This is a genomic window from Pseudomonas profundi, from assembly GCF_008638305.1.
Lineage (GTDB): Bacteria > Pseudomonadota > Gammaproteobacteria > Pseudomonadales > Pseudomonadaceae > Halopseudomonas > Halopseudomonas profundi.
In genome coordinates, this window is record NZ_VTPZ01000002.1 from 19,458 (window position 1) to 46,270 (window position 26,813).

The window sequence follows — 26,813 nt, forward strand, 5'->3', positions numbered from 1 at the left end:
AAGAGCCGGATGGACTCAGCCTAGCACCTGAGTCAGTAATTCCGATGGGACGTCGCCCATGGCCACAAAATGCCCGTTGAGCCAGGATTCCCGTGTGGGATAGGCGAAGCGTCGGCCATCCAGTCCGATCACCTGTCCGCCTGCGCCTTCGACAACCGCCTGTGCAGCAGCGGTGTCCCATTGGCTGGTGGGAGCCAGCCGCGGATACAGATCAGCCTGACCTTCGGCAACCAGACAGAATTTCAGGGAGCTACCGACGCTGACCTGCTCGATCTGCTGCAGCGTTTGTATGCGCGACAGCATGGCTTCCTGTTCCGGGCTTGAATGGCGACGACTGGCGACTACCACGAGTGGGGTAGCGGCGGGCCGGCAATGGATGGGTTCGGCGGGTTCGTTGCCTAGCTGGCGCCATGCGCCCAGGTCCTTCCCGCCCCAGTAGAGTGTGTTGCGGGCTGGCGCGCCAACGATGCCGAGCACCACCTGGCCGTTGTCAATCAGGGCAATATTGACGGTGAATTCGTCAGTACCGGCGATGAATTCCTTGGTTCCGTCGAGCGGATCGACCAACCAGAAGCGCTGCCAGCTCATACGCTCGGCCAAGGGTGCGTCAGTATCTTCTTCAGACAGCACGGGAATGTCGGGTGTCAGCGCATGCAGGCCGGCGACGATCATATGGTGCGCAGCCAGATCGGCGGCAGTCACTGGCGAGTCATCCGGTTTGTCAGTTACTTCAGGATTGTGTCGCCACCACTCGAGCGTGCGATCGCCAGCCCGACGGGTCAGGGCGCAGAGTTCCTCAACGTTTGTGGGGAGGGTCATCGCTTCAGCTCGCCGCGCTGTTCAAGCAGATCGCGCACCAGATACAGTCCGGCCAGAGCGCGGCCCTCGCTGAAGTTTTCCATCGCGGTCAGCTCTGACAGCGCATAGAGATCCACCCAGTCCACCCGTATCGGCTCGGGTTCGTCACCGGGTAAACGTTTTTCATAGAGGTCGCGTGCCAGCACTACGGAAATTTGCTGGCTCATGTAACCCGGAGACAATGAAAGATGGGTCAGCAATTCGAGTCGCTCGGCACCGAAGCCGGCTTCTTCCATCAGTTCGCGATTGGCCGCATCGAGAACGTCTTCGCCCGGCTCGACCAGTCCTTTAGGCACCGATAACTGGTAGCTGTCGAGGCCGCCGCAGTACTCCTCGATCAGCAGTGCGGTGCGGTCGTCCTTCAATGCAATGATCATGACCGCGCCATAACCCTGACCTTTGTTGATCAGGCGTTCATAGGTGCGTTCCACGCCATTGCTGAAGCGCAGCTGGACTTGCTCCACGGTAAACAGCCGGCTCTTGGCAACGATCCGGGCGTCGAGTGTCTCGGGCTTCTGCGGCATGGGGGCTCCGTGGTGGACTGATCAAGGCTTGGGTATCATAGCGGCACATGCCGCAAAGCCCAACCGCCGATGCTTAACTGGAACGAGATCGACACCGTCCTGCTGGATATGGACGGAACCTTGCTGGACCTGCACTTTGACAACCATTTCTGGGTGGAATATCTACCGCGTCGCTATGCCGAACATCACGGTCAGCCCGTGGAATGGGGCAAGGCAGAAATATATCCGCTAATGGCTGAAAAACAGGGCCAGCTCGACTGGTACTGTCTGGATTTCTGGACCCGCGAGCTGGGCGTGCCGATCGTCGAGCTCAAGCGGGAGATCGCGCATCTGATCCGCTTGCGTACGGATGCCGAAATCTTCCTCAAGGCGCTGCAGAAGAGTGGTCGGCAGGTGGTCCTCATCACCAATGCACACCGCGATTCGCTGTCTTTGAAAATGGAGCGTGTCGAGCTGATGACCTATTTCCAGCGGCTGATCAGTTCCCATGATTTCGGCTTTCCCAAGGAGGCGCAAGCCTTCTGGCACGCCTTACAGGACGAAGTGCCCTTCGATCCGCAGCGCACCCTGTTCATTGACGACAGCCTGAATATCCTGCGTTCGGCCCGCGATTACGGCGTGGCGCATCTGCTGGCGGTCCGCCAACCGGATAGCCGCGGCGCGTTGCGCGATACCGAGGAATTCGACGCGGTCGATGACTATTCGGTGCTCACTGAGGCGCTTGGTCCCCGGAGCGGGTAGGGGAACAGCCTTTCCCTGCATGGGGTCAAAAGCTCACCTGGTTTGAGTGAGGTTCCCATGCGCAATGATACAGGCGGTACACCACCACCGAGTCGTTCGCTGCTATACGCGCTGCCCATCGGCGTTGGGGTAATGGCCGCGGTAGACGAAATCATCTTCCACCAGATCCTGCAGTGGCACCACTTCTACGATCTGGCTACCCCGACCATCGGCATAATCACCGACGGGTTACTGCATTCCGCCGAGCTGATCGCCATGGTGGCGGGGCTCTTTCTGATCGTCGGACTGGCGCGTCGGGGTGTGTTGTTCAGACGCTGGGCCTGGGCCGGTTTCTTTCTGGGCGCGGGCGGCTTTCAGGTGTTCGATGGCATTGTCAGTCACAAGGTGCTGCGTATCCATCAGATCCGCTACAACGTTGACCCGCTGATGTACGACATCGTCTGGAATGCGATCGGTTTGATACTTATCGCCATCGGCCTGTGGCTGTATCGGCAGGCGAGCCGTAACCCGGTTGGCGCTGGTCGCACTATGGGGTATTGAGCGTGTTTGCCTGGTTCGCCTCGGGCTTGATCATCATCCTCGGCCTTGCCTACCTGGGCGCCGCTATGCAGCAGTGGCGGGCAGGGCGCAATTGGAGCCTGTTGCGCGTGACTGCCTGGCTGGCCGGATGTCTGTTGTTGGTCCAGGCGTTGGCGCCGGGGGCCATGCTGCTGGCGCACCACGATTTTCGCTGGCACATGGCGCAGCATCTGGTGATTGGCATGCTGGCGCCCCTGGCGTTGGTCTTGGCAGCGCCGATCACATTGTTGCTGCGCTCGCTACCGGTCAGCGCCGCGCGCAGGGTCACAACGCTACTGCGCAGCGCGTACGTCAGGTTCATCTCACATCCATTGGTTGCGCTGATACTGAATGTTGGCGCGATGTGGCTGCTGTACCTCACGCCGTTGTATCTGGCGTCACTGGAGTCAGCCTGGTTGCACGCGTTCGTGCATATCCACTTTCTACTGGCGGGATATCTGTTCTGCTGGTCGGTGCTCGCCGGGCCGGATCAGGCGGCGCATAGCCCGAGCTTCCGGTGCCGGATCGCCGCGCTGTTTCTTTCAATCGCGGCACATTCGGTCCTGGCCAAGCTGATGTACGGTTATCTATGGCCACGCAACGTGCCGCACGACCCTGAGCAAATCAGGGCGGCGGCGCAGCTGATGTATTACGGAGGGGATTTTGCCGAAGTGCTATTGCTTGTCGCCTTGTTCGCGATGACCTTTAGCAGGCGCGGCAATACGCGGCAGGCAGATGTGCGGGCTAACGCTAACGGCTAGCCCGCGACCGATCAGCCCTTGCCCTTGGTGCGGGTCTGGTTGGGGCGGCCGTTCTTCTCGATGTATTCGATGATCAGGCCGGCGACATCCTTGCCTGTTGTGGTTTCGATGCCTTCAAGCCCTGGCGAAGAATTCACTTCCATGACGACCGGGCCGTGATTCGAGCGCAAAATATCCACGCCCGCCACATTCAGCCCCATCACCTTGGCCGCACGCACAGCAGTCATGCGTTCTTCAGGGGTGATCTTGATCAGGCTGGCGCTCCCGCCCCGGTGCAGATTGGAGCGAAACTCGCCGGGCTTGGCCTGACGTTTCATTGAGGCGATAACCTTGTCGCCAACGATCAGGCAGCGAATGTCCGCGCCGCCCGCCTCGCGAATGTATTCCTGCACCATGATATTGGCCTTCAGGCCCATGAAGGCTTCCAGTACGGACTCGGCAGCCTGTTCTGTCTCGCACATGACCACACCAATGCCCTGGGTGCCTTCCAGCAATTTGATGACCAATGGCGCGCCGCCAACCATGCTGATCAGATCGGGGATATCATCGGGGGAATGCGCAAAGCCGGTCACCGGCAGACCCACGCCCTTGCGCGCCAATAGCTGCAGAGAGCGCAGTTTATCCCGTGAGCGGCTGATGGCGACGGACTCATTCAGCGGAAACACACCCATCATTTCGAACTGTCGCAGCACCGCCGCACCGTAGAAGGTAATCGAGGCACCGATGCGCGGGATGATCGCGTCAAAGGCCTCAAGCTCCTCACCCTTGTAGTGAATCGAAGGCTTGTGGCTGGTGATGTTCATATACGCGCGCAGCGTATCGATAACCCTGACCTCATGACCGCGCTCGCGACCAGCCTCTACCAGGCGGCGGGTGGAATACAGGTTGGGGTTGCGCGACAGTACCGCAATTTTCATGATTATTCGTTCAGCCTTCAGAGATTTTGGAAGTTTGGGGCTTGTCCTGTACGAAGCGTACCCCTGGATTGATGACCAGTTGGCCGTCGAGCATTGCGCGACAGCCAATCAACACCCGATAACGCATTTCCTTGCGGCAAGTCAGGGTGAATTCCACTGACCAGGTCCTGTCGCCCAGTACCATCGGCGTGCGAATGACGCAGCGCTCCTGCATATGACCGTTGGAACTCTTGATTCGTTTGGTATCGATGAGAGGTGCTTCGCAGGCTTGCTTGTGTGGCTTGTGCAGGCTGCCGGCATGGGCATTGAAACGTACCCAGGGCTGGCCGTCGCGCTCGAAATGTTCGATATCGCTGGCATGCAATGCCGATGTTTTCGCGCCGCTGTCGACCTTGGCGATCAACTGGTTGATACCCAGCTCCGGCAGGCCGATCCATTCACGTAGACCTATCACGGTGAGGTGATCAAAGGTTTTCAATGGCGCTACCTCATTTTACGGCCCGGATGGGGCGCATCATGGGGCAACTCATGAATTACCACAAGACTGTTAAACTGACGTCGTGAGTATAGGAAGCGCTGAACAATTCCTTGCGCTCTCTGGCTATCAGGCTGGTTCGCAATCGAGGCGCGGTTTTGAAGCATGCCGGGGCCTGTCGAGAAACCGCAACGACGAGTGCGGGCCAGCCTGAAAGCCCCAAAGGGCGCGGCCTGAAGCGCGCACCTGCTGCGTTGTGCTTCTTGTTAAGGGCTAAGGCCATTAACTGCGAAGCAAGCCTTGCAACTGCACGCTTCAGGTCACGCAGAGAATGCAAGGAATTGTTCAGCGCTTTCTTAGTTATTCGACAGCTGGAATCGAGGTCTGAATGAATGCAGGACACTGACAGGATTCGTCTGGATAAATGGCTTTGGGCCGCCCGTTTCTACAAGACCCGAGCGCTGGCCAAGGCGGCGATCGAAGGCGGAAAGGTGCAGGCCCAGGGTGAGCGGTGCAAGCCCAGTAAAGAGCCGCGAGTCGGCGACGTCTATGAGGTACGCCAGGGTTTCGATACCCGCACGGTAGTAGTGCGCCAGCTAAGCGGGCAGCGGCGAGGTGCGCCCGAGGCGCAACTGTTATATGAAGAGACGCCGGAGAGCATCGAGAAACGCGAAACGGCCGCAGCGCAGCGCAAAGCGATGGGGGCCGGCAGCCTGATCAGCGAGCATCGTCCGACCAAGAAGCAGCGCCGTCAGATCCATAACTTTCGCGACGAGCGCAATGCATCCGCCGACGACTGATTGGTATACTTCGCTGTTTTGAAAAGGCCGAAAATCATGCAGCTTCAGGACGTTTCCCAGCGTTTTCTATTTGAGCAGGCGGACGTGCGCGGCGAGCTGGTATCGCTCGACCAGAGCTACCGCGAGGTTCTCGCGAAACATCCCTACCCGGAATCCGTCAAATCGCTGCTTGGCGAGTTGCTGGCCGCAGCGGTGTTGCTATCCAGCACCCTGAAGTTTGAAGGGCTGCTGGTTCTCCAGGCGCGTTCCTCCGGTCCGCTCTCGACGCTGATGGTTGAGTGTTCGAGCAACCAGGAGGTACGCGGCATCGCCCGTTATGCCGACTCGCTAGAAGGGGAGCAACTGGCGGAGCTGATGCCGGACGGCATTCTCGCCATCACTATCGACCCTGATAACGGCCAACGCTATCAAGGCGTGGTATCGCTGCAGGGCACCACGCTGGCCGAGGCCCTGAATGGCTACTTTGAGAGTTCCGAGCAGCTGGCGACCCGGTTTCGTCTGCTTGCCGATGGGCGTATCGCCCGCGGCTTCATGCTCCAGGCATTACCCGCCGATCGGCAGACCGATACCGATGAGCGCCGTGAGACCTGGACACACCTGAACGTGCTGGCAGATACGCTGAAGCCGGAAGAACTGATGGCACTTGATAACCAGACATTGCTGCATCGTTTGTATCATCAGGAAGAGGTGCGTCTGTTTGACGCACTCCCAGTGGTATTCAAATGTAGCTGCTCAGCGGAACGATCCGGCAAAGCGCTTGTCAGTTTGGGGCGTGAGGACGCATTGGCATTGCTTGAGGAGCGGGGTGGGGAGGTCACTGTGGACTGCCAGTTCTGCAATACCCGGTACCGCTACGATCGCCAGGCACTCGATACCCTCTTCGAGGCAGCCGAAGAGCATGCGAAGGGTCTTCACTGATGCATGATGGGTTCCGATGATGTTAAACACATCGCGTTATGGATGTTGTCTATGCGTTGTCGGGGCCAAATTGAGCGCGGATGTCTTTTTTTTGGCATAATGGCGCGCCTGCGCGGTGGGCCAGCGCAAAAACCACTGGGAAACATTGAAAACCATCAAGCACAGGTCAGGCAAAGCGAAACGACAGGGTTTCAACGCAGTATGACCGAGCATAGTAGTTTTTCAGCGGTTCCCTAGCATTTATTAACCAGATATCCCCCACGTGCTGAGACCGGTCCTATCGGTCTTCATGGAGATTTCGGTCAAAGCCGAAGAGGACGACGTTAGATGACGCAAGCTACCAACACTGTTTATACCGACCTGAGCATCGCCCACCTGATTGAACTGGCGATCCAGCGCAACGAGGGGCATCTGGCTGACAACGGCTCGCTGGTAGTCGAGACTGGCGCTCGCACCGGCCGTTCACCAATGGATCGATTCATCGTTGACGAGCCAGGCACCAGCAGCGCTATCGCCTGGGGCCCGATCAACCGTCCGTTCCCGGCGGACAAATTCGATCCGCTGTGGGATCGCGTCGCTGCCTACCTGGCAGAGCGTACCAGCTTCGTTTCGCACGTCCATGTTGGTTCCGATCCGGAACACTACCTGCCGGTCGTCATGACCACCGAGACTGCCTGGCACAACGTTTTCGGTCGCACACTGTTTATCAATGCACCGCGCCACAACCCCTCCGACAAGCCCGAATGGCAGATCATGAATGCGCCGCATTTTGTCTGCGATCCCGAGCGTGACGGTACCAACAGCGATGGTTGCGTCATCATCAACTTTGCCCAGCGCAAGGTGTTGCTAGCCGGCATGCAGTACGCCGGTGAAATGAAGAAAGCGATGTTCTCGGTGCAGAACTTCCTGCTGCCTGCCAAGGACGTGCTGCCGATGCATTGTGCCGCCAACGTGGGTGACGAGGGCGATACTACGCTGTTCTTCGGGCTGTCCGGTACCGGCAAGACCACCTTGTCAGCAGATGAATCGCGTAACCTGATCGGTGACGATGAGCATGGCTGGGCCGAAGGCAGCGTGTTCAACATCGAAGGTGGCTGCTACGCCAAGTGCATCGACCTGTCGCAGAAGAACGAGCCGGTCATCTGGAATGCCATCAAGTTTGGCTCCATCGTCGAGAACGTGGTTATCGATCCGGAAACCCGCGTCGCCGATTACACCGACGTCAGCCTGACACAGAACACCCGCGCCGCGTACCCACTTGAGCACGTTGAAAAGCGGGTTCTCGAGAATCGTGCCGGCGAGCCCAATGCGATTATCTTCCTGACCTGTGACCTGACGGGCGTGTTGCCGCCGGTATCGATCCTGAATAACGAGCAGGCCGCCTATCACTTCCTGTCGGGCTATACCGCGCTGGTGGGTTCCACCGAGATGGGTTCGGGTAGCGGCATCAAATCTACCTTCTCTACCTGCTTCGGCGCGCCTTTCTTCCCGCGTCCTGCCGGTGAGTATGCAGAGCTGCTGATCAAGCGCATCAATGCTTTTGGTAGCAAGGTATACCTGGTCAACACCGGCTGGACCGGTGGCTCCTATGGCGAAGGTAAGCGTTTCAGTATTCCGACCACACGGGCGATCATCGCTGCCGTGCAGTCTGGTGCGCTGATCGGCACCGAGACCGAGCACGTACCGGTTATCAACCTGGATGTGCCAAAGTCCGTTCCGGGCGTTGACAGCAAGCTACTGAATCCGCGCAACACCTGGGTCGATCCGGCCAGGTACGATGCGGCTGCTCAGGATCTGGCGAAGCTGTTTGTCGAGAACTTCAAGAAGTTCGAGGTTTCGCAAGAGATCGTTCAGGCTGGGCCGCAGCTGTAATCCAGGCTTGACAAAGCCGTAAACAGAACCCGCCTATTGGCGGGTTTTGTGTTTAAACGGACGCTCTGCAGGCAAGGAATCAAAAGCTTCAAATAAAGGGTTGACACCCCCGCGCTGACCGGTAAAATGGCGCGCCTCAGCAGGGGATATGTGACGCAAGTCATTGCTTCTACTGAGGGTTTGAAGAAGTAAAGTTGTACAGGTAATTCCGCGATAGCTCAGTTGGTAGAGCAAATGACTGTTAATCATTGGGTCCCAGGTTCGAGTCCTGGTCGCGGAGCCATCTGGCAATATATCGGGGTATAGCGCAGCCTGGTAGCGCGCCTGCTTTGGGAGCAGGATGTCGGGAGTTCGAATCCCCCTACCCCGACCATTTTTGAGAATGGGTCGTTAGCTCAGTTGGTAGAGCAGTTGGCTTTTAACCAATTGGTCGTAGGTTCGAATCCTACACGACCCACCACTCAAATATCTGCAGTATCCAGTATCGTCCTGGTACGCCCTTTTATCCGTTTCATCCTGTCACTCAGCACTCCTCTGCAGTCCCATTCCGATCAGTTTTCCACTGGCCGTGCTTGCCTGATGGTTGTTGCTGTGCCTATGGTAGGGCTCGTTCAAGCCTGACCGGAACCGTCCAATGACCTATACGCTGACGCCTACCCGTGCTGCCGAGCTGATCCGCATGACGCTAGGGCATGTGCAGCGCGAATATCCGCATTCAGAAGGGGTGCGGCTCAATTCCGAGACTGACCTGGCCGCGCCTCGCTGCAACCATCCGGTGTTCTTTGGTAGCTATGACTGGCACTCCTGTGTTCATAGCTACTGGCTGCTGGCGCGACTGCTGGCCAGCTTTCCGGATCTGGATGCGACAGATGAAATTATTGCGCTGTTTGATCAGCAGCTCACCGCCGAGAATGTCGAGCAAGAGCTGGACTGGTTCCGTGCGCCGGGCAGGGGAGGGTTTGAGAGGCCGTACGGCTGGGCATGGCTGTTAGGCCTGCATGACGCCCTAAAACAGCTCCGTCATCCCCGTGCGGGGCTCTGGGCGGGCAACCTCCAGCCGCTCGCAGAGTTTCTTTCAGGCAGCTTTATTACCTATCTGCCCAAGCTCGGTTTCCCGGTGCGCACCGGCACGCACAGCAATACCGCCTTCGCCATGTTGTTCGCCTATGACCATGCGTTGCGAACGGAGAATGCCGTCCTGCGTGACCTGGTGGCGCGCCGCGCTGAAGCCTTTTATCTGAGCGATGCGCAGTACCACGGCTGGGAGCCAGGCGGAGAAGACTTCCTCTCGCCAGGCTGGCAGGAAGCCTTGTTATTGCAAAGAGTACTCAGCCGCGGGGACTTCCTGGAGTGGTTTGCCGGTTTTCTGCCAGAGTTGGCGGAGGGCCGGCCGGCCAGTCTGTTTATGCCGGTTGAGCCGGCAGACCGCACTGACGGACGCCTCGCGCATCTGGACGGACTCAATCTGAGCCGCGCATGGTGCTTGCGTGAGCTTGCCCTGGGGTTGGACGAATTCGATTCGCGGCAGGCGGTGCTGGAGTCAACCGCGCAGCGTCATTTACAGGCGGGCAGTACCCACCTGCAAGACGACTACATGGGCGAGCACTGGCTCGCCAGCTTCCTGTTGTTGGCGTTGGGTTACTAGGCTCTGCTGCTTCAACGTACCCTCGATGAAACGGCGACAGACCCTAAGCGCCTCAGTGCAGCTTCAGGCGCGGCTCGGTACTGCGCCCGATGCGATCGCTCAGCATCAGCATCATGGTCCTGGGCAGCCCGTAGAGCGCCATCTGATGCATACGGTATAGCGAAACATAGAACATCCTCGCCAGCTTGCCCTCGAGCATCACGCTGCCGGTGAGATTGCCCATCAGGTTGCCCACCGCGCTGAAGGTGGACAGGGAGATCAGCGAGCCGTAATCGCGGTAGGTGTATTCCTCCATTGGCTTGCCATCAAGCAGGCGGCGGAAGTTTTTCGCCAGCAAGGTCGCTTGCTGATGTGCTGCCTGCGCGCGTGGCGGGACAAATTTGCCTTCCTCCCGGGCCGGGCAGGAGGCGCAATCGCCAAACGCGAAAATGTGCGGGTCATCCGGAATCTGCAGTGTACGGGTAACCAACAGCTGATTGATGCGATTGGTTTCCAGTCCCAGCTCGGTCAGAAATTTCGGCGCGCGAATCCCCGCCGCCCAGACTTTCAGCGAAGCCGGGATGGTCTCGCCACTGGCCAACAGCAGGCCATCGGCCTTGACCTCTTTTACTGGCGAACCGGTATGCAGTTTCACGCCGAGATCTCTCAGGGTCTGGGTCACCGGTGTGCTGATCCGCTCTGGCAACGCGGGCAGCACGCGCGGTCCGGCTTCGACCAGATTGATATTCAGATCCTCTGGTCGGATGCGATTCAGGCCGTAGGCCTGAAGCATCTGAGCGGCATGATGCAGCTCTGCGGCCAGTTCGACCCCGGTCGCGCCCGCACCGATTATCGCCACGTTGATCTGTTCCGATGGTGCATCGTTCTGGCTGGCCTGGGCCTTCATATACTGGTTGAGCAGCAGACGATGAAAGCGTTCGGCCTGCAAGCGGGTATCCAGGAACAGACAATGTTCCGCAGCACCCTGGGTATTGAAATCGTTGGTGGTACTGCCGACGGAAATCACCAGGTAATCGTAACCGAGACGACGTTCGGGGATCAGTTCATCACCGTGCTCATCCTTGAGCGGTGCCAGGATGACCTCGCGCCGCTCGCGATCCATGCCGGACATGCAGCCAAGCTGGAATTCAAAATGATTCCACTTGGCCTGAGCGACGTAGTTGAGTTCGTCTTCAGTCGAATTCAAGGATCCGGCGGCCACCTCATGCAGCAGCGGCTTCCAGATATGGGTCATATTGGCATCGGCCAGGGTGATATGGGCTCGCTTTCGCTTCCCCAGGGTACGGCCGAGGCGGGTGGCCAGTTCAAGGCCCCCGGCGCCGCCTCCTATTATCACTATCCGGGGAGGGGCAGTTTGCAGTTCTGATTGCGACATGGACGAGACTCTTGCAATTAAGGAATCGTTCGTCAGTCGTCATGTCCTTCATATATGGACAAGCGTTGCCAGAAAGCGCGCGATCAAGCCGAGACCGATTACCGAACCGATTATCACGGCCAGCAGTAACCACACTCTGAAGGGCTTGCGTTTAACCTGGTGAATCGGGGAGGCAAGGTATTCATCGACCCGTTTCTGGTCTTCAGGATATAAGCGACTTGGCATGGCATGACCTTTTTGTGGTGTGCGCAATTCGATGTTGCGCGCTCAGGCTTGACTGACTATGCCCGCATTCTATTATGCGGATGCACAGAATGCATCTCACAGAATTTTTTCCTGCTCCAGTTCCAACATACATCGGTTTGGGTTGCTCACGCCGATTCTTTCATCGCCCGGCTCTGCACCCGTCGCAAAGACCGGCCCTGCTCGACGGAGCAGCTGCACATCCAGAGGTCTCTATGCTTGCAGCCAGCCTGCTAACCGGTTTTCAGTCCATTGTCAGTCTGCTGCTCTATGGCGGTGTATTGCTCTGGGCGCTGGCCCATGCGCCCTGGGTTGAGTTGGCAGCCGACACGCGCAGGCAGCATTTGCTGTACGGCAGCGTCTTTCTGTTGTGTGTGCTGTGGCTGATGCGCCGCGAGTTCGATAGCGGCCTGACCTTCCATTTCATCGGCATGACGGCCGTTACGCTGCTGCTGGACTGGCCGCTGGCGATAGTTGCCGGCACGTTGGCGCAGGTTGCCATGGTTATCCTCGGCATGGACGATGCGGCAGCCTTCGGTGCCAATGGACTGGTACGTATTCTCGGCCCGGTTGCGGTGACGATAGTCATCAGCCAGGCGCTTGAGCGCAGCAAACCCAGCAATCTGTTCCTGTATATATTCATCAGCGGTTTTTTTGCCGCCAGCTTTGCAGCGGTGGCTGCCGTGTTATTGGGTATGGGCATGTTGGGCTGGTCCGGCAATCTGACGCCTCCTGACACGCTCGTGGAGTTTTTTGGCTACATGCTGCTGGTGATGTTTCCGGAGGCATTTATCAACGGCATGATTGTTTCAGGGCTGGTGGTGTTCTGCCCCGAGTGGGTAGAAACCTTCAATGCTGACCGTTATTTCCAGGAGCCACACGACAAACCTTGAGCCGGATCAATGGTTGAATGCGGCGGTTGTGGTGCAATCAAATCCTGTTCACGCTTTTTGAGAGGGCTGCGCATGTCTGTCTACACACTGGCAAAAACCATCATGCAAGACGCGAGCGAGCAGGCCAGAACGGCCGGTTATAGCGAGCAGGATCTGGCGCGTGCCTTGATGAGCGAGCTCATTGCCGTCTACAAACGCGAGCGTAGTGACCAGGACATTGCGCATGAGCTAAACTTCCTCGCCGAGAACCTCGACGAGGATGCCGAATACGCTTTCATGCGACCGTGAATTAGCGCAACAGCACTTCGATCGTGCCATCGGCGCTGACTGTTACGTCCGCCTGACCGCTCTCGACGGAGGGTGCTGACATTTCCTTGTCGGCTGCCATTGCCATGGTCCGGGCACGGAACAAGGCAGGGGGCTGCGACATCTGCGAGTTCAGGTTCAGGTGCACGACTTTGTAACCGCTGCCACCCAGGCCGCGGGTAGCCAGATCAGCGCGCGCCTTGAATGCCTCGATGGCTTTCTGCATCAATTCGTCCTCGGTAGCGCGGCGGGTCACGGGCGACAGGCTGAACTGCATGCTACCAAGGCTCAGGTTACCCATGAGTTTGCCGGTCAGTTCGGTCAGTACCGCAAAGTCGCTACCTTCCAGCACAATTTCCCCGCGCTCGCGCCAGGCAACGATATTTTCACCTTCCTTGTCATATACCGGTTGGCTGCTGCGGTTGCCGCTGGAAACCTTGACGCCTTGCGCCTGTCTGGCGATGTCCAAGCCGCGATTCAGGCGTGTGGTGATGTTCTCGGCAAGTACTGACGGCTCCTTGTCCTGCTCCTCCGCGAAGAACGTCACGCGCAGGGTGTCGTGGGTGACTGATTGCTGAACTTCGGCGCGCAGGGCGACCTGGTTGTAGCGCTGTTCGTATTGGTCGGCCAAAGCAGGTACTGACGCGCAAGCCAGGCCAAGCAGGACGGCGGCGAAAAAAGGATGAGGCATGGAGTTCTCCTTGAAAGTGCAGTGCAGGCAGTGCTCAACGAAGCGGGTTCGCTGAGTAAGCGAAAAGGGTATCCTGCCGATGTTATAGATATATAGATACCAGCGCTTATCGATCTTTCCCTGACGCCGCGAGGAAAGACCAATCAAGGCTGGGGCCCAACACTGGAGCGCTAAACACAATGCAGCGGTTTTTCATCAGTCCCAACACCCTTGCGCTGTCTCCGACTCGTCAGAACCTCTGGCGTCTGATTCTTATTCGGTTGCTGGTCTGGGTTGCTCAATCATTGTCTGTCGCGGGCGCATACCTGAGCGGCTGGTTTCCTCTGCCATGGCTGCCCCTGCTTATCACGCTCGGCATATCAGCGCTGGTATCCGTGCTGACGGTTTTGCGCCTGAGTCGCGGCTGGCCAGTGACGGAGCCGGAGTACGGTCTGCAGCTGCTGTTCGATATGCTGGTGCACAGTGTTCTGCTGTACTACTCCGGCGGCCCCACCAACCCCTTCGTTTCCTATTATCTGGTGCCCCTGACTATCGCCGCCGCTACCTTGCCATGGTTCTACACGCTGCTGCTGGCATGTGTTGCAATCAGCGCCTACAGCCTGCTGCTGGTCTGGTACAAACCGCTGGACGCCTTCGAACTGCCGGTGGTCAGCCACATGATCAACCTGCACGTGATCGGCATGTGGCTGAACTTCGCCATGAGCGCTGCGTTAATCAGTTTTTTTGTGGTGCGCATGGCTGCAGCCCTGCGTCAGCACGCTGACCACCTGGCCGAGCGCCGCGAGCAGGGGCTTCGGGATGCCCAGCTGCTCGGCATCGCCAGTGTTGCAGCCGGCGCAGCACATGAGCTCTCGACCCCGTTATCGACCATGAGCGTGTTGCTCAAGGACATGCGTGCCGATTATGTCGCTGACCCGCAAATGCAGGAGGACCTGACGCTGCTCCAGCAACAGGTCGCTCAGTGCAAGGAGAGCCTGCAACACATGGTGCGCACCGCGGAGGATGATCGGCTCAAGCCGCGCCGACGGGAGCGGGCAGATGCCTGGCTGAACACAGTGCTCGCGCGCTGGCATCTGATGCGTCCCGAGGCAAGCTGGCAATGGAAGCCTTTACCTGAAGGCGAGGTGCCCTGGATTCAGACCGGTCCGGAGCTTGGGCAGGCGCTGCTCAATCTATTGAATAATGCTGCCGACGCCTGTCCGAACAATATCCAGATCGAGCTGGTCTGGGACGCGGACTGGCTACGATTGCGCATTCGCGATTATGGTCCCGGGGTGCCGCTGCATATAGCGGAACAGTTGGGTACGGCCTTTCTGACGACCAAGGGCAAGAAAGGCTTTGGATTGGGCCTGTTTCTCAGTCAGGCCGCGGTTGAGCGCCTCGGCGGCAGCGTTAGGCTTTATAATCAGGACGGAGGCGGCACCCTCACCGAGGTGACTCTGCCAACCGCAACGGAGGTGGACCTATGACTGACGAGAGTACCGAAGAGCAGCCGCTACTGTTGCTCGTTGATGATGACCCGACCTTTACCCGGGTACTCGCCCGCGCGCTGGCGCGCCGGGGCTTGCGCGTTGAGACGGCAGGCGGGGCAGAGGAAGCCATGCAGCTGGCCAAACAGGAGCGTCCTGATTTCGCAGTTCTGGACCTGAAAATGGAAGGTGAATCGGGTCTGGTGCTGATGCCGCGTCTGCTGGAGCTCTACCCCGACCTGAAGGTGGTGATTCTCACCGGGTACTCGAGCATCGCCACCGCGGTGGAAGCGATCAAGCGAGGAGCCTGCAACTATCTGTGCAAGCCAGCAGATGCCGATGACGTTCTGACTGCGTTGCTGTCCGATCAGGCCGACCCCGACACCTTGGTGCCTGACCACCCAATGTCCGTTGATCGCTTGCAGTGGGAGCACATCCAGCGCGTGCTGGCGGAGCACGAAGGCAATATTTCCGCAACCGCCCGAGCCCTCGGTATGCATCGGCGCACCTTGCAGCGCAAACTACAAAAACGCCCGGTACGTCGTTGACGCCCGGGCGCTTGGCAAATGGTTGATGCAGCGCATCAACCATTTAGATGACGTCAGCTGTTCTGACGGATTCCGCAGATAATCCACGGCTGGTTCTCGCCGGCCGCACGCTCCAGGCGCCAGCTCTCATCGAACCAGGTGCCGTCGTCTTCAGGCGTGTCGCGATCCAGACCGGTAAAGCCGACCGTGGCTATCGCACGCCCGTCGATCTCATCTACACCTTCAAGACGAACCTGCAGCTGTTCGACAAAACCGTTCGGCATCGGAGGATTGTCGCTGCGGGTAGCCAGCAGTTCTTCCAGTAACGGCGCATCCACGTATTCAGCCATGCCCTCTACATCATTGTCGCGCCAGTGCCGCTGCAAGGTGAAGAAGTGTTCTTCAGCGCCACGCAGGAAGCGTTCGCTATCAAACCAGGCAGGTGTATTCACCGGTGCTACGCTGGACGCTACCGAAGCGGGCGCCGTCGGTGCGGGGCGCGGCGGTTCGATCGGTAATTGGCGGAAGTGCCCCCCACCGGCCGGTTGCGGCTGTGGTTGACTCGCCTGGCGGCGCGCAAACAGCTTGAACAGCATGAAGGCGATCAGGCCGACGATAAGGATGTCCAGCAACTGGATGCCCTGGAAACCGTCACCGAAAAACATCGATGCGAGCAAGCCACCCGCGGCAATGCCTGCCAGCGGACCCAGCCAACGACTGGCGCCGGACGCAGCACCGGGCTGCTGCTGATTGCGCGGTGCCGCTTGTTGGTCCTGGGATTGTTGCTGTTGACGCTGAGCCGGTTGGCTCTTGTGCGCCGGAGCAGAACCGAACGCTTTGCCGCCGCCAAATCGGCGTGCTTCGGCGTCCGGAACAGTCAATCCGACCATAAGGAAGACAGTAAAGAAAGGTATCAACCAGCGCATGTGCGTTACTCCAATTTGATCAGCCGAAATAGTGCCAAACACTATTGGTCACTGACCAGCTTTAATGTGTATCGTTGTGTCAATCCCACACTATACGGGAGCCTCTGGAACGCGTTGTGAGTGATTAAGGCAAGGCGCAACCAGGTGCACCGCCAGAGCTGACACGCGCAATCGTTTTGCCGGTTGGAATCTGTCAGGTGCAGTCTGCTATCCAGGGCTTCAGGCGAGGACAGCATGTTTACACGAATGCATTCGGAAAACGTTCAGGCTTTGCATGTTTTTGCTGACCAGGCGACCGGCCTCGAAGCCGTTATCGCTATTCACAACACCCGACTGGGGCCGGCGCTGGGCGGTTGCCGTTACCAGGCCTACGCTGATTTCGATTCCGCCGTGGCGGATGCAGTACGGCTGGCTCGCGGTATGAGTTACAAGGCAGCTCTGGCTGGGTTGGAGCAGGGCGGGGGCAAGGCGGTGATTATCCGCAAGCCGCATGTAGACAATCGTGCCGCGCTCTTCGAGGCCTTCGGCCGCTGCATCCAGTCCTTGCGTGGCGGTTACATCACGGCGGTCGATAGCGGCACCAGCAGTGAGGATATGGACTGCATCGCGCGTGAGACCAGCTTCGTGACCAGTACCACCCAGGCCGGTGATCCCTCTGCGCATACTGCGCTGGGCGTGCTCGCGGGCATTCGCTCAGCAGCGCGTGAGCGTCTGGGGCAGTCCTCGCTGAACGGCGTGCGGGTCATGGTGCAGGGGCTGGGCAATGTCGGCTATGCGCTGGCGGAGTTACTGGTCGCTGAAGGGGCAGAAGTACTGGCTGCGGATATCGATCCAGGCAAGGTGCGTCTCGCTGTGGACGAACTGGGCGTGCAGCCGGTTGCTCTGGATGCTGTGTGTGAGTCTCCCTGCGATGTGTTTGCACCCTGTGGACTGGGCGGTGTTCTCAACCCTGACACCATCCGGCAACTGCGCTGCGCCGCCGTGGCCGGCTCGGCCAATAATCAGCTGGTTGATGCCGATGCCGCCGACCTGCTGGACGCTCGCGGCATACTGTACGCGCCGGATTACGTGATCAACGCTGGCGGGCTGCTATATGTAGCGCTGACTTACAAGGGAGAGCCAGCGAGTACTATAGCCGGACGCATCGACAGCATCGGTAGCCGGCTGGACAGCATTTTCGCGCAGAGCGAGGCCGAAGGTCGCTCACCGGCGACCATCGCGGATCGCCAGGCCGAAGACATTCTGTATCCCTGAAGGGCAGAGGGACGTGGCTGGCCATGCTGATCTGAACCTGGGAGTGGCCGGGCTCCATGGAGAGGTCCAGCGCGACGTCTGCATAGCCGACCAGCCTAGTACGAGCTGGTGCCCGAGCCACCCAGAAAGCGCTCGGGCATCGCGGTTATTTTCCTGGGACTTGCTCCTTCTGCGCCCGAGCGAGCGCAAAAACCCAGCCAACAACTCCGGCCTAACCCTTCCAGCTTCCAGCCTTGAGCCTCCAGCTTTAGCCCTTGTCCAAACGGAAACGTTTGCGCAGTTGCGCGTCGAGCATTGAGGTAGGCAGCCAACGTTTCAGGCTGACCATCTTCCGGCTGTTGGCGCCGATCAGCGCTTCCTCCGGGCGTAGCGGATTCTTGATATAACCCATCAGCTCCACAGCAAAGTCACGGGCCGGCGTCGAGTCGCCTTTTTGCGAAGCCATGGCGCGTGCCTGGACGCCTTTTTCCCAGGGCTTGAACCAGGAATTGTCGTCGATGGTAATGGCGGCTGTGGCGTTGTTACCAAAGTCGGATGCAATGGATCCCGGTTTGACTGTCAGCACCTTGATTCCGAACGGCGTGAGCTCAAGACGCAGAGCATCGGACAGCGCATGCAGGGCCGCCTTCGAAGCGCAGTAAACACCGGAGAAAGGCGTGGTGGTTACGCCGGAGACGCTGCCGATATTGACGATCAGACCCTCGCTTGCACGAAGCAGATCGGCCGTAGCGCGCACCAGCTGGAGCGGAGCAAACACGTTGGTGTCGAACTGCTTGAGCAGCGTCTCGCGATCAGCATCAAGCACCGGGCCCATTGCACCGTAGCCTGCGTTATTGACGAGCACATCCAGCCGGCCGGCTTCGTTTTGCAGGCGTGCGGCGCAGGCAGCGCGCTGTTCGGCATTGTTCACATCCAGCTCTACCGCGACCGCGCCACGTTCGACCAGCGCCGAAAGGCTGCCAGGTTTACGCGCGGTGGCCCAGACCTGGTACCCCGCGTCGATCATTACCTCTGCCAGCGCTTGGCCAATGCCGGATGAGCAACCGGTTATCAATGCTACGGGTTTGTTCATGCTGCGATCCTGATTGTTATTAGTTATTGAAATTCGGCACGGACGTCGTCCATCCGATAGTCCAGATCCGGTGCCCGATAACCGGTGCGCAGACGAGGCACCCGGTAACAGCCCGTCCAGTCACCGTCGGGGGGAATCGACTGGTCAACGCGGTAAGTGGCGGCGGTGGTACTGGTATCTACCAGATTGGTGTTGAATCCGGGCTGTGCGGCCAGCAACCGCCAGCTGATAAGGGTAACGGTATGCGCGCTGTTGTTGATGATATCGACGCGCAGTGGTTTACCGAACTCGCAGGCGTCTGGTGCGTAGGCGACGCTCATATCCAGCTGATCCGCTCGTCGGCCGTCTAGCCACTGCATGGTCGCAACGATAGCTCCGAGCAATAGCGCCAGGCCAACAAGGACCAGACTCGCAGGAACCATGGGCCGCGGGAAGCGTACCAGCAGGATCAACCAGGCCAATAGCAGGACAATGCCCAATGCCATGAACAGCTCCTTGTGTGGAATGGTTGGTAAGTGTGACGTCCGGACGACTCTAACAGACCTGGCGCTTTGTGGATGACCAGCCGAATAATTCACAACTGTTATCGAGGCAGGCCTGAGCCAGCTCTTCGGTTGCTTCGCCGCGCAGTTCGGCCAATTGGCGACAGATTTCCGGTAGGAACTCGGGGCTGTTGCGCTGGTATGCCTGGAAGCTGGGGGCCATATCCGGCGCATCGGTTTCCAGTACCAGACTTGATTGAGGCAGTTCAGCAAGGGTCCGACGCAAGCGTGTGGCCTGCGGCCAGGTCGCCGCGCCGCCGAGACCGAGCTTGAATCCCAGCTTTATATATTCTCTGGCTTCTTCGCGGCTTCCTGCAAAGGCGTGCACTATGCCCGCGCGTTTCAGACGAAAGCGTTTGAGGGTGGCAATCATTGGCGCATGGGCGCGACGAACATGCAGGAGCGCAGGCAGATTGAAATCACTGGCCAACTGCAGCTGCGCCTCGAGCAGCGTCTGCTGTCGCTCACGGTTCAGTTCGGGCAGGAAGTAGTCGAGCCCGATTTCTCCTACCGCGCAGCACTGCGGATGACCGGACAGGGCGGCGAGGCGCGTCTGTAGCGCGTCGATATCCTCTTTACGGTGTTCGCCGAGAAAAACCGGGTGCAGCCCGAACGCCCCGAACAGCGCCGGATCTGACAGAACCAGTTTCCATAACCGGTCCCAGTTGGACCCAGTGATGCCCATGATCAGAATCCGCTCGATTCCTACGGACTTCGCATTACTTATAACTTTCTCGCGATCCGCGTCAAAATCCGGACAGTCGATATGAGTATGGGTATCGATATAACGCATAATTGACATATTCAGAGAGTAGGTTGCTAAATAGCATGGCACATTTAGCCGGGTCTGATTCGAATGCAGACGTCCCGGAGCGAAGTGCACGCTTTCAGTGCAGTGCCTGAATGATGGCACAACGCGGTGCGCTGAGACGAAGAGAAATTGGTTGGATAATCTATAAAATCTAGATATATCAAATGCATGCAGCGATGGTTCGCTTTTTGCTTGGGTGATTTGGTCCTGATCGGGTAGCCCCGCTCAGAGTGTCGTCCATGGAATGGATGCTGCCCCATGTTTGATTTGTCGGACCGGGAATCCCCGGAAGGCGACATTAGCCGGGAGACGGTTTTCTGTCAGTAGCAGATCGCAAACGGAGTGTGATAGGCATGATCTACAAAACTAACTGGGTACGTTCGGGTGTCGGCATGTCGGTAGCGGTGATATGTCTGATGGCGACTGCCTTCGGGATGCAGGCGCGTCATGAACTATCCGCACAGGGAGACGTAACCTCGATATCCAGTCTGCGCTTGTGTTATGAAGCCGCTCAGCCGGGCATCAAGAGTGGTCAGCAACAGGTGTCTGATAGGTTTACATCAGCCCGTCGCTGTGGAGAACTGGCACAGTACAATGCTTTCGACAGTTGGACTTCGGGTACTGTCGCTTCACAAGCGCAACGCATCCCGGATGGTGATTGCCTGGCAGGTCGTCGGTCGAGCCGGGGCAGCGTGCATCAGTCGGCATTTTTACACGCTGGCTGCGAGAAAGCCCTGAACGGCAGTTTATCGCAGCAGGCCGAGCGGTACTGGTTCTGATTGGGGCTTTGCTTGAATGGTAGATAGCGACCCGTTTTGCCGGGCCGCTCGATAACAGCAGATTAGTGCGTTTCCCGTGTCGCGCGGAAACGTATATCCGGCCAGCGCTCCTCGGTCAGGTTCAGGTTGACGCGCGTGGGCGCAAGGTAAGTAAGATGCCCGCCACCGTCTATGGCCAGATTCTCCATGGCCTTGTTCCGGAATTCCTCAAGTTTCTTCCTGTCGCCTGATTCAATCCAGCGCGCTGACCAGACGTTGATCGGCTCGTAGAGGCACTCAACCTTGTATTCTTCCTTGAGCCGGCTGGCGACCACATCGAACTGCAATATTCCCACGGCGCCGAGGATGATGTCATTGCTGCGCTCGGGGAAGAACACCTGCGTTGCGCCTTCCTCGGCCAGTTCCTGGAGGCCCTGACGCAGTTGCTTGGATTTGAGCGGGTCCTTCAGGCGTACACGGCGGAACAGCTCCGGAGCGAAGTGCGGGATGCCGGTAAAGCCGATCTTCTCGCCCTGGGTGAATGTATCGCCGATCTGGATGGTGCCGTGGTTGTGCAGACCAATGATGTCGCCCGCCCAGGCTTCTTCCAGGTGCTCGCGCTCGGAGGCGAAGAAGGTCAGCGCATCAGGCATGCGCATGTCCTTGCCGGTGCGCACATGGTGCATTTTCATGCCTTTGTCGTAACGCCCGGAGCAGATACGCATGAAGGCGATACGGTCCCGGTGCTTGGGGTCCATGTTTGCCTGGATCTTGAAAACGAAGCCGGTGAAAGTATCCTCGACCGGTTCCACGGTCCGCTCGTGAGCGGGGCGGGGCAGCGGTGCCGGGGCCCAGCGGACGATGGCATCAAGTACCTGCTCAACACCGAAGTTACCCAGAGCGGTACCGAAAAAGACCGGGGTCATCTCGCCGCGCAGGAACGCAGCCTGGTCGAACTCATGGCAAGCGCCCTGAACCAGCTCCAGTTCATCGACAAAATTGTCGTACAGATCACCCAGGTGTGAACGGGCCTCATCCGAATCGAGCTTGTGGATGATGCGCGCCTCGGTACGCTCATGCCCATGGCCTGGCTCGTAGACGATGATGTGGTCCTGGGACAGGTTGTACACGCCCTTGAAATCGCGATAGCAACCGATCGGCCAGGTGATGGGAGCGGCCTTTATGTTCAGTACCGACTCGATTTCATCCAGCAGCTCGATGGGGTCGCGGATATCACGGTCCATCTTGTTGATGAAGCTGACGATGGGCGTGTCGCGCAGACGGCAGACATCCATCAGCGCGATGGTACGCGGCTCGACACCCTTACCGCCGTCCAGCACCATCAGCGCTGAATCCACAGCCGTGAGTGTGCGATAGGTATCCTCGGAGAAATCCTCGTGACCGGGGGTGTCCAGCAGGTTGACCATGCAATCACGGTAGGGGAACTGCATCACCGAGGTCGTAACAGAGATGCCCCGTTGTTTCTCCATCGCCATCCAGTCGGACGTGGCGTGACGATCGGATTTACGCGCTTTTACCGTGCCTGCCACACTGATCGCCTGGCCCATCAGCAATAATCGTTCGGTAATGGTGGTCTTACCCGCGTCCGGGTGAGAAATAATCGCAAAGGTGCGGCGTTTGCCAACCTCGCGCTGAATAGCGGTGTTTGTCATCTGTTGAATCTTCTGATGTGCGGGCGATAGGGCCAACCGGGCGGCATACTGTATATCGGGGTTGGATACGCGCAGGGGAATAACCTGGCCGGCATTTTCGTTGATTTCGCGTCATGACTCAATGCATGGCTGCATACAGGCGGATACGGCGTGGAAAAGACCGAGTCATGACACCGGTTTTTTGTGGGAGGGTCGCCCCCGGCGCGACGGCGGCCGCAGGACGCCCGGGCTAAACGTCGATCTCGCTGGTAACAGGCGGCGCCAATACCAGCTGATCAAGCATTACATGCGTACCGAAGTGAAATCCCTGCGCATAATCCACTCCGATCGAGGATACCGCTTCCAATATCGCGGCATCCGCCACGTATTCCGCAATGACCTTCTTTCCCAGGAAGTGTCCCATCTCGGTAATCGACCGGACCAGCGCAAAATCGACCGGGTCCTCGGCGATGTTGACGACAAAAGACCCGTCGATCTTTATGAAGTCCACTGGCAGGCGTTTCAGATAGGAGAATGACGATTGCCCGACGCCAAAGTCGTCCAGCGAGAAGCGGCAGCCGATGCCGCGCATCTCGTTGATGAAATCGGAGGCATCTTCGAGATTGGCGACAGCCGTGGTCTCAGTAATCTCGAATATGAGCTTGTCCCGTGGGACCGGATAGCGGATCAGGGCGTCGAACAGAAAATCGGTGAAGGTCTCATCATTCAATGAATGGCCGGACAGGTTGATGGAGAAGCCACCAAGATGCTCAAGGCCCGGCAGGTGTTCGGTCATCCAGCCGAACACGGCTTCAATCACCCAGCGATCGACGGCCGCCATGCGATTGAACTCCTCTGCAGCCATGATGAATTCGCCCGGCGGCAAATGGTTGCCTGAGTCGTCCACCACTGTCAGCAAAATTTCATAGTGCGGCAACACGGAGCCTTGAATCGGATTGATCGCCTGACACCGGAGCTTCAGCGAGTTTTCATCGAGCGCGCGATTTATGCGGGTTACCCAGTTCATTACCTCGTTTCGCTCTTCGAGTCGGGCATCGCCTGGATGAGCGACCTGGATCTTGCGGCGGCCGGCCTTTTTGCTGATCTCGGCAGCGACCTCCACCGTTCTCAGCAATTCCATTATGCGGTCGTTGGTATGGTCGAAACCGAGCAGCGCCATCGCGGTATTGATAACAAAGCTGTGACCGCCTTCCTCGAAACGTGTGCTTTCGATTTCAACCTTGATTGCCGAGGCAAGCTGGAAGCCTTCGACTTCGGCATCGAGCGGAACTACAACGCCGAATTCGGCTGCGCCGATGCGGCCGACGATTGCTTCGTCACCGGCGACAGCCTGTAAGCTCCGCGAAAGCTCTTGCAGCAAGCGGTCACCGGCTTCGTAGCCGCAGGTGTTATTGACCAGTTTGAACTGCAATATGTCGATGAAGATGAGCGTGTGGCGTCGCTGGTGCTCCTTGGCGTTGGCGACACTCTGGGCGATGCATTGGGAGAATTCCCTGCGCGTGCACAAACCGGTGAGCTGGTCATGAGAGGCCTCAAACGCCAGTTTCTCGTAAATCTTTTGTACCAGCGTGTCCAGGCCCTGTTCAACGGCTGGCAGAGCGGCATGTTCAAGCGCAGAAAGTGAGCGGTGGCGCAGCTTCTGAGCCATTTCATGCAGGGACAATTCAGCGACTTTCTTGCCCTGCTGGTTGGCCAGAATGAACTGGCTGAAGTCATCCGCTACCCAGGCAAGCTGATACAGGACCGGGGATTGTGGCGGCGCCAGGCATTCCAGCCATTGGCCCTTGCGCAGCCCCTTGGCCCGCTTGATCCAGCGCAGGGCAGTCGCATCGTTCTCGTTCGGCTCCTCCTCAGGCTCCGTTGTGCTGCGATACACCAACGAGGCGAACGCCTGTCCGTTCAGCAGATTTTCGATATTTTCAAGGAGTTGTTCATGCCGGCCCTCGGCATCGTGCACCTTGGCCAGGCCCTTGCCGATCAGCCTGAGCAGGGCATCGATGCGGATCAGGTTGCCGGACGCTTCTTCAGCATCAGAAAGCGTGCGCGCGACCAGCTGATCGACAATCGCCAGCGTCAGATCCCAGGACCTGCTGTCATCGCCCTGCCTGAACAGGCACAGCATCATCAAGCCTTTCCAGCCGTGTTCGAGCAGCTCAAGCACCGGAGCAGGGACCGGGCGGGACCCGAGTCGACGAACAAGCTCGCGATCAATCAGCTGATGGGCTTTGCGAATCCGTTGCTGGCCGTCGGCCGCTTCCGCAATGCGGCGCAGGTTGCGTTCGACGAGTCGTTTTTCCTTGGCGACGAGCTGGTCGAGGATAAGCAGCGAGCGGGTGAACCCTTCGTCATCACTGCTCTCAAGGATCGTGGTGATCGCGTTAATCACCGCGGCCTTGTTGTGCGCGGCGTGCGTGCTGCCTTGATCCGACAACAGGGCTATATGGTTGACCGCCTGGCGCGCAGGGTGGAAGTCGGCGGTGAACAGGCTCTGGTCCTTGAGCATCACGCGCAGGACCGGCACCTCCAGCTTGCGCACTTCATCGCGCAAATCGTCTGCAACCTGATCGCTCTGCACGATGTTGTCGAACAGGTTTTCGATCATATCGGCAGAGTCTTCTTCAAACTCTGACAGCTGCACGCCCGGATCGCTGGCTTCAATCAATTGCTTGAGTGCGCCGGGCTTTGCCAGATCGGCATGCTGCGCAAGCAATTGTTGTTGCATCTGCTGCAGTGCTGAAAGAGTCGCACGACTCGGCTGGGGCGGCTCCGCTGGCTCGTCGGGCAACGTTAGCCGCCCGGCTGTGCCGTTATTCAGGCGCTTATGCGCGGACCACAAGCGCGTGGCGGTGTTGAAGGCGCTCGGTGTTGCTTTCGCATCACCAGGCGCTGTCTTCGGGGCATCGGCCTGCACCGGCTGCTGCGGTTCAGGCGGCGGGACAGGAGGCGTGATCTTTGCCTCGGCTTGCGGCGACTCCTGGTCCCTGCTCGGGTCGCTGGCCTTGCGCTCGCGTATGGCCTGTTCAGTCAGATACTGCTCTACATCGATATCGGGGAGTACGCCGGCCTCGATAAACAACCGGTTCAGGCTGCGGTAGAGCGTGGCAAGATTGCTTAGCAATACATCGTAAAGCACCTTGAAGGCAACGACCTGAACCTTGCCGGTGAGGCGCCAGTCACGAGTGACCTCGGCGAACCCGTAACACAGCGCACTGGGCGAGTAGGGGTTGTAACAGTGAGATGCGTCGGGCGAGCCAAATGCCGCATCCAGCCGCAGCTGCAACTCAAGCAATTGTTCCCGAAGGATGATTTCGGCCTTGGAGATGGCCTTGCGGATGACCAGCCAATCCTCGAACTCATTCTTCTCGACCAGGGACAGTCCGGCGCGCTCGTTACGGGGTTTCCGCGCTTGCCAGGCCTCAATGAAGCGACCATCGGCCGCCTCCGCCGCGTCCGCACTGATCTTCGCTGAAAGGTCAGGTACAAGATGCATCTGCTGCGTACGGATGATGCCCAGCGTGTCGAAGAAAGGTTGCTGAGCCGTCTGGCTGCGTTGACGGTCAGCTTCGGTGATCAGCGCATCTTTGAGAGTGCCTATATATTCCGGGAAGCAGCGATTGAAAAACTCTGCGACGTGATGGTTGGTCCTTTTAATCAGCTGCGCCTTGCTGAGTGGATCAAGCGGTTGCTGCGTCGGCGCGACGATGTTTACCGCCGGCGCTGACTGTTCCACGGCGAAGAGTCTGGCTGCGCGTTGAATATTGAGTACGAAACGAGAATCCTGCTGCGCCAGCTGCAAGCCGATGCCCTGACGGCTGACATGGGCCACACTCACGTGGACTGCGATATTCCTGCCCTCGAGCTGGTAGATAACCGTGGCCCGCTTGTCGACCTTGAGCAACCCGCGGAGTCGGCCCAGCTGCCCGGCGCCTGTCAGTATTACCAACATGCCGCCCTGGCTGAAATCGCTGATCACACAGTCAAATTCGTCCTGGTCGCCTAGCACTAGCGTGCCGGCAATCGAAGCTGATTGACGGGTGAATTTACGTTTTTCCGCCGTCACGATTTCCCCGGTTGGCTGTCCTGTTCCTGCACGATCCATTCTAGTGCATAGGGATCGGGTGCATAGGTACGATAATTCAGTTCGCATGGTCAAAGCCAGCCATGCGCGGATTTCCTGTGAAGAAGATCGCGGCGCTGTGCGCTG

At 58.6% G+C, this 26,813-nt stretch carries 26 protein-coding genes and 3 tRNA genes; 16 read left to right on the forward strand and 13 right to left on the reverse strand.

Going from position 1 to position 26,813, the window contains the following annotated elements:
- Positions 1–15: 15 nt before the first annotated feature.
- Together cysQ and nudE are read right to left on the reverse strand one after the other, a co-directional pair.
- Positions 16–819 (reverse strand): 3'(2'),5'-bisphosphate nucleotidase CysQ, encoded by an 804-nt coding sequence (cysQ, locus tag FZE95_RS03090; protein WP_150299379.1) that lies wholly within the window; start codon positions 817–819, stop codon positions 16–18.
- Positions 816–1,382, reverse strand: coding sequence for an ADP compounds hydrolase NudE (nudE, locus tag FZE95_RS03095; RefSeq protein WP_150299380.1), 567 nt, complete (start codon positions 1,380–1,382; stop codon positions 816–818). Before nudE ends, cysQ begins: the two co-directional genes overlap by 4 nt.
- 69 nt (positions 1,383–1,451) lie before the next feature.
- On the opposite strand from nudE, the gene yrfG reads away from it, so the two are divergent.
- Genes yrfG through FZE95_RS03110 form a run of 3 tightly spaced genes read left to right on the forward strand, consistent with a single transcriptional unit; the run spans position 1,452 to position 3,442 of the window.
- Positions 1,452–2,123, forward strand: coding sequence for a GMP/IMP nucleotidase (yrfG, locus tag FZE95_RS03100; RefSeq protein ID WP_150299381.1), 672 nt, complete (start codon positions 1,452–1,454; stop codon positions 2,121–2,123).
- Between the two features lie 57 nt (positions 2,124–2,180).
- On the forward strand, positions 2,181–2,663 hold the full coding sequence (locus FZE95_RS03105; RefSeq protein WP_150299382.1) for a DUF2243 domain-containing protein: 483 nt from the start codon (positions 2,181–2,183) through the stop codon (positions 2,661–2,663).
- 2 nt (positions 2,664–2,665) lie between these two features.
- Positions 2,666–3,442, forward strand: a complete 777-nt coding sequence (locus FZE95_RS03110; protein WP_218573634.1) for a cytochrome c oxidase assembly protein — start codon at positions 2,666–2,668, stop codon at positions 3,440–3,442.
- Between the two features lie 11 nt (positions 3,443–3,453).
- On the opposite strand, the gene rimK is transcribed toward FZE95_RS03110, so the two are convergent.
- Both rimK and rimB read right to left on the reverse strand, forming a co-directional pair.
- Entirely contained in the window at positions 3,454–4,359 is a 906-nt protein-coding gene (rimK, locus tag FZE95_RS03115) for a 30S ribosomal protein S6--L-glutamate ligase (RefSeq protein WP_150299383.1), read from the reverse strand.
- 10 nt (positions 4,360–4,369) lie between these two features.
- A complete protein-coding gene (rimB, locus tag FZE95_RS03120; protein ID WP_150299384.1) occupies positions 4,370–4,837 on the reverse strand; it encodes a retropepsin-like aspartic endopeptidase RimB in 468 nt (155 codons plus the stop codon).
- 389 nt (positions 4,838–5,226) lie between these two features.
- Between rimB and FZE95_RS03125 the strand changes: the two genes are divergently transcribed.
- The 7 genes from FZE95_RS03125 to FZE95_RS03155 all read left to right on the forward strand — a co-directional run bounded on the left by FZE95_RS03125 (position 5,227) and on the right by FZE95_RS03155 (position 10,069).
- On the forward strand, positions 5,227–5,634 hold the full coding sequence (locus FZE95_RS03125; protein ID WP_150299385.1) for an RNA-binding S4 domain-containing protein: 408 nt from the start codon (positions 5,227–5,229) through the stop codon (positions 5,632–5,634).
- A 36-nt stretch (positions 5,635–5,670) separates the two neighbouring features.
- Complete coding sequence (gene hslO, locus FZE95_RS03130) at positions 5,671–6,552, forward strand: Hsp33 family molecular chaperone HslO (RefSeq protein WP_150299386.1); 882 nt, start codon at positions 5,671–5,673, stop codon at positions 6,550–6,552.
- 327 nt (positions 6,553–6,879) lie between these two features.
- On the forward strand, positions 6,880–8,424 hold the full coding sequence (locus tag FZE95_RS03135) for a phosphoenolpyruvate carboxykinase (RefSeq protein WP_150299387.1): 1,545 nt from the start codon (positions 6,880–6,882) through the stop codon (positions 8,422–8,424).
- A gap of 207 nt (positions 8,425–8,631) precedes the next feature.
- Positions 8,632–8,707 (forward strand) — tRNA-Asn (locus FZE95_RS03140).
- A gap of 13 nt (positions 8,708–8,720) precedes the next feature.
- A tRNA-Pro gene (locus tag FZE95_RS03145) sits at positions 8,721–8,797 on the forward strand.
- An 11-nt stretch (positions 8,798–8,808) separates the two neighbouring features.
- Positions 8,809–8,884: transfer RNA gene (locus tag FZE95_RS03150), tRNA-Lys, on the forward strand.
- 174 nt (positions 8,885–9,058) lie between these two features.
- On the forward strand, positions 9,059–10,069 hold the full coding sequence (locus FZE95_RS03155; RefSeq protein WP_150299388.1) for a DUF2891 domain-containing protein: 1,011 nt from the start codon (positions 9,059–9,061) through the stop codon (positions 10,067–10,069).
- Between the two features lie 52 nt (positions 10,070–10,121).
- On the opposite strand, the gene FZE95_RS03160 is transcribed toward FZE95_RS03155, so the two are convergent.
- Entirely contained in the window at positions 10,122–11,444 is a 1,323-nt protein-coding gene (locus tag FZE95_RS03160) for an NAD(P)/FAD-dependent oxidoreductase (protein WP_150299389.1), read from the reverse strand.
- A 48-nt stretch (positions 11,445–11,492) separates the two neighbouring features.
- Positions 11,493–11,669, reverse strand: a complete 177-nt coding sequence (locus FZE95_RS03165) for a DUF3094 family protein (protein ID WP_150299390.1) — start codon at positions 11,667–11,669, stop codon at positions 11,493–11,495.
- Between the two features lie 233 nt (positions 11,670–11,902).
- Here FZE95_RS03165 and FZE95_RS03170 point away from each other — a divergent pair, with 233 nt between their 5' ends.
- Together FZE95_RS03170 and FZE95_RS03175 are read left to right on the forward strand one after the other, a co-directional pair.
- On the forward strand, positions 11,903–12,580 hold the full coding sequence (locus FZE95_RS03170; protein ID WP_150299391.1) for an energy-coupling factor ABC transporter permease: 678 nt from the start codon (positions 11,903–11,905) through the stop codon (positions 12,578–12,580).
- A gap of 72 nt (positions 12,581–12,652) precedes the next feature.
- On the forward strand, positions 12,653–12,868 hold the full coding sequence (locus tag FZE95_RS03175; RefSeq protein ID WP_150299392.1) for a hypothetical protein: 216 nt from the start codon (positions 12,653–12,655) through the stop codon (positions 12,866–12,868).
- A gap of 1 nt (position 12,869) precedes the next feature.
- On the opposite strand, the gene FZE95_RS03180 is transcribed toward FZE95_RS03175, so the two are convergent.
- Positions 12,870–13,577 carry an SIMPL domain-containing protein gene (locus FZE95_RS03180; RefSeq protein ID WP_150299393.1) on the reverse strand — a complete coding sequence of 236 codons (708 nt, stop codon included), beginning with the start codon at positions 13,575–13,577 and terminating at the stop codon, positions 12,870–12,872.
- Between the two features lie 194 nt (positions 13,578–13,771).
- Here FZE95_RS03180 and FZE95_RS03185 point away from each other — a divergent pair, with 194 nt between their 5' ends.
- The gene (locus FZE95_RS03185; protein ID WP_371923565.1) at positions 13,772–15,046 is read left to right on the forward strand and encodes an ATP-binding protein; all 1,275 of its coding nucleotides are present in this window, start codon (positions 13,772–13,774) and stop codon (positions 15,044–15,046) included.
- Positions 15,043–15,594: a response regulator transcription factor gene (locus FZE95_RS03190; protein WP_150299395.1), complete on the forward strand. Its 552-nt coding sequence runs from the start codon at positions 15,043–15,045 to the stop codon at positions 15,592–15,594. Before FZE95_RS03185 ends, FZE95_RS03190 begins: the two co-directional genes overlap by 4 nt.
- Before the next feature lie 53 nt (positions 15,595–15,647).
- Here FZE95_RS03190 and FZE95_RS03195 read toward each other — a convergent pair whose 3' ends face one another.
- The gene (locus FZE95_RS03195; RefSeq protein WP_150299396.1) at positions 15,648–16,499 is read right to left on the reverse strand and encodes a Tim44 domain-containing protein; all 852 of its coding nucleotides are present in this window, start codon (positions 16,497–16,499) and stop codon (positions 15,648–15,650) included.
- A gap of 234 nt (positions 16,500–16,733) precedes the next feature.
- Here FZE95_RS03195 and FZE95_RS03200 point away from each other — a divergent pair, with 234 nt between their 5' ends.
- The gene (locus FZE95_RS03200; protein ID WP_150299397.1) at positions 16,734–17,753 is read left to right on the forward strand and encodes a Leu/Phe/Val dehydrogenase; all 1,020 of its coding nucleotides are present in this window, start codon (positions 16,734–16,736) and stop codon (positions 17,751–17,753) included.
- Positions 17,754–18,000: 247 nt separating this feature from the next.
- Here FZE95_RS03200 and FZE95_RS03205 read toward each other — a convergent pair whose 3' ends face one another.
- The 3 genes from FZE95_RS03205 to FZE95_RS03215 are packed head-to-tail and all read right to left on the reverse strand — an operon-like array spanning position 18,001 to position 20,160.
- On the reverse strand, positions 18,001–18,825 hold the full coding sequence (locus FZE95_RS03205) for an SDR family oxidoreductase (RefSeq protein WP_150299398.1): 825 nt from the start codon (positions 18,823–18,825) through the stop codon (positions 18,001–18,003).
- Positions 18,826–18,848: 23 nt separating this feature from the next.
- A complete protein-coding gene (locus FZE95_RS03210; RefSeq protein WP_150299399.1) occupies positions 18,849–19,310 on the reverse strand; it encodes a hypothetical protein in 462 nt (153 codons plus the stop codon).
- A gap of 49 nt (positions 19,311–19,359) precedes the next feature.
- Complete coding sequence (locus FZE95_RS03215) at positions 19,360–20,160, reverse strand: TatD family hydrolase (protein WP_150299400.1); 801 nt, start codon at positions 20,158–20,160, stop codon at positions 19,360–19,362.
- Positions 20,161–20,531: 371 nt separating this feature from the next.
- Between FZE95_RS03215 and FZE95_RS03220 the strand changes: the two genes are divergently transcribed.
- The gene (locus FZE95_RS03220) at positions 20,532–20,957 is read left to right on the forward strand and encodes a hypothetical protein (protein ID WP_150299401.1); all 426 of its coding nucleotides are present in this window, start codon (positions 20,532–20,534) and stop codon (positions 20,955–20,957) included.
- Positions 20,958–21,019: 62 nt separating this feature from the next.
- On the opposite strand, the gene FZE95_RS03225 is transcribed toward FZE95_RS03220, so the two are convergent.
- Positions 21,020–22,609: a peptide chain release factor 3 gene (locus FZE95_RS03225; RefSeq protein ID WP_150299402.1), complete on the reverse strand. Its 1,590-nt coding sequence runs from the start codon at positions 22,607–22,609 to the stop codon at positions 21,020–21,022.
- Between the two features lie 229 nt (positions 22,610–22,838).
- Positions 22,839–26,669, reverse strand: a complete 3,831-nt coding sequence (locus FZE95_RS03230) for a DUF1631 family protein (RefSeq protein WP_190324482.1) — start codon at positions 26,667–26,669, stop codon at positions 22,839–22,841.
- Positions 26,670–26,813 lie beyond the last annotated feature (144 nt).

What these genes read in the sequence shown, in the direction of transcription:
- FZE95_RS03190 (WP_150299395.1), top strand. Translation starts at nt 15,043, where the DNA reads ATGACTGACGAGAGTACCGAAGAGCAGCCGCTACTGTTGCTCGTTGAT.
- FZE95_RS03170 (WP_150299391.1), top strand. Translation starts at nt 11,903, where the DNA reads ATGCTTGCAGCCAGCCTGCTAACCGGTTTTCAGTCCATTGTCAGTCTG.
- FZE95_RS03210 (WP_150299399.1), bottom strand. Translation starts at nt 19,310, where the DNA reads ATGGCATTGGGCATTGTCCTGCTATTGGCCTGGTTGATCCTGCTGGTA.
- FZE95_RS03220 (WP_150299401.1), top strand. Translation starts at nt 20,532, where the DNA reads ATGATCTACAAAACTAACTGGGTACGTTCGGGTGTCGGCATGTCGGTA.
- yrfG (WP_150299381.1), top strand. Translation starts at nt 1,452, where the DNA reads ATGCTTAACTGGAACGAGATCGACACCGTCCTGCTGGATATGGACGGA.
- FZE95_RS03165 (WP_150299390.1), bottom strand. Translation starts at nt 11,669, where the DNA reads ATGCCAAGTCGCTTATATCCTGAAGACCAGAAACGGGTCGATGAATAC.
- FZE95_RS03215 (WP_150299400.1), bottom strand. Translation starts at nt 20,160, where the DNA reads ATGCGTTATATCGATACCCATACTCATATCGACTGTCCGGATTTTGAC.
- FZE95_RS03195 (WP_150299396.1), bottom strand. Translation starts at nt 16,499, where the DNA reads ATGCGCTGGTTGATACCTTTCTTTACTGTCTTCCTTATGGTCGGATTG.
- FZE95_RS03135 (WP_150299387.1), top strand. Translation starts at nt 6,880, where the DNA reads ATGACGCAAGCTACCAACACTGTTTATACCGACCTGAGCATCGCCCAC.
- FZE95_RS03200 (WP_150299397.1), top strand. Translation starts at nt 16,734, where the DNA reads ATGTTTACACGAATGCATTCGGAAAACGTTCAGGCTTTGCATGTTTTT.
- cysQ (WP_150299379.1), bottom strand. Translation starts at nt 819, where the DNA reads ATGACCCTCCCCACAAACGTTGAGGAACTCTGCGCCCTGACCCGTCGG.
- FZE95_RS03175 (WP_150299392.1), top strand. Translation starts at nt 12,653, where the DNA reads ATGTCTGTCTACACACTGGCAAAAACCATCATGCAAGACGCGAGCGAG.
- FZE95_RS03125 (WP_150299385.1), top strand. Translation starts at nt 5,227, where the DNA reads ATGCAGGACACTGACAGGATTCGTCTGGATAAATGGCTTTGGGCCGCC.
- FZE95_RS03105 (WP_150299382.1), top strand. Translation starts at nt 2,181, where the DNA reads ATGCGCAATGATACAGGCGGTACACCACCACCGAGTCGTTCGCTGCTA.
- rimK (WP_150299383.1), bottom strand. Translation starts at nt 4,359, where the DNA reads ATGAAAATTGCGGTACTGTCGCGCAACCCCAACCTGTATTCCACCCGC.
- nudE (WP_150299380.1), bottom strand. Translation starts at nt 1,382, where the DNA reads ATGCCGCAGAAGCCCGAGACACTCGACGCCCGGATCGTTGCCAAGAGC.
- FZE95_RS03225 (WP_150299402.1), bottom strand. Translation starts at nt 22,609, where the DNA reads ATGACAAACACCGCTATTCAGCGCGAGGTTGGCAAACGCCGCACCTTT.
- FZE95_RS03205 (WP_150299398.1), bottom strand. Translation starts at nt 18,825, where the DNA reads ATGAACAAACCCGTAGCATTGATAACCGGTTGCTCATCCGGCATTGGC.
- FZE95_RS03180 (WP_150299393.1), bottom strand. Translation starts at nt 13,577, where the DNA reads ATGCCTCATCCTTTTTTCGCCGCCGTCCTGCTTGGCCTGGCTTGCGCG.
- FZE95_RS03160 (WP_150299389.1), bottom strand. Translation starts at nt 11,444, where the DNA reads ATGTCGCAATCAGAACTGCAAACTGCCCCTCCCCGGATAGTGATAATA.
- hslO (WP_150299386.1), top strand. Translation starts at nt 5,671, where the DNA reads ATGCAGCTTCAGGACGTTTCCCAGCGTTTTCTATTTGAGCAGGCGGAC.
- FZE95_RS03155 (WP_150299388.1), top strand. Translation starts at nt 9,059, where the DNA reads ATGACCTATACGCTGACGCCTACCCGTGCTGCCGAGCTGATCCGCATG.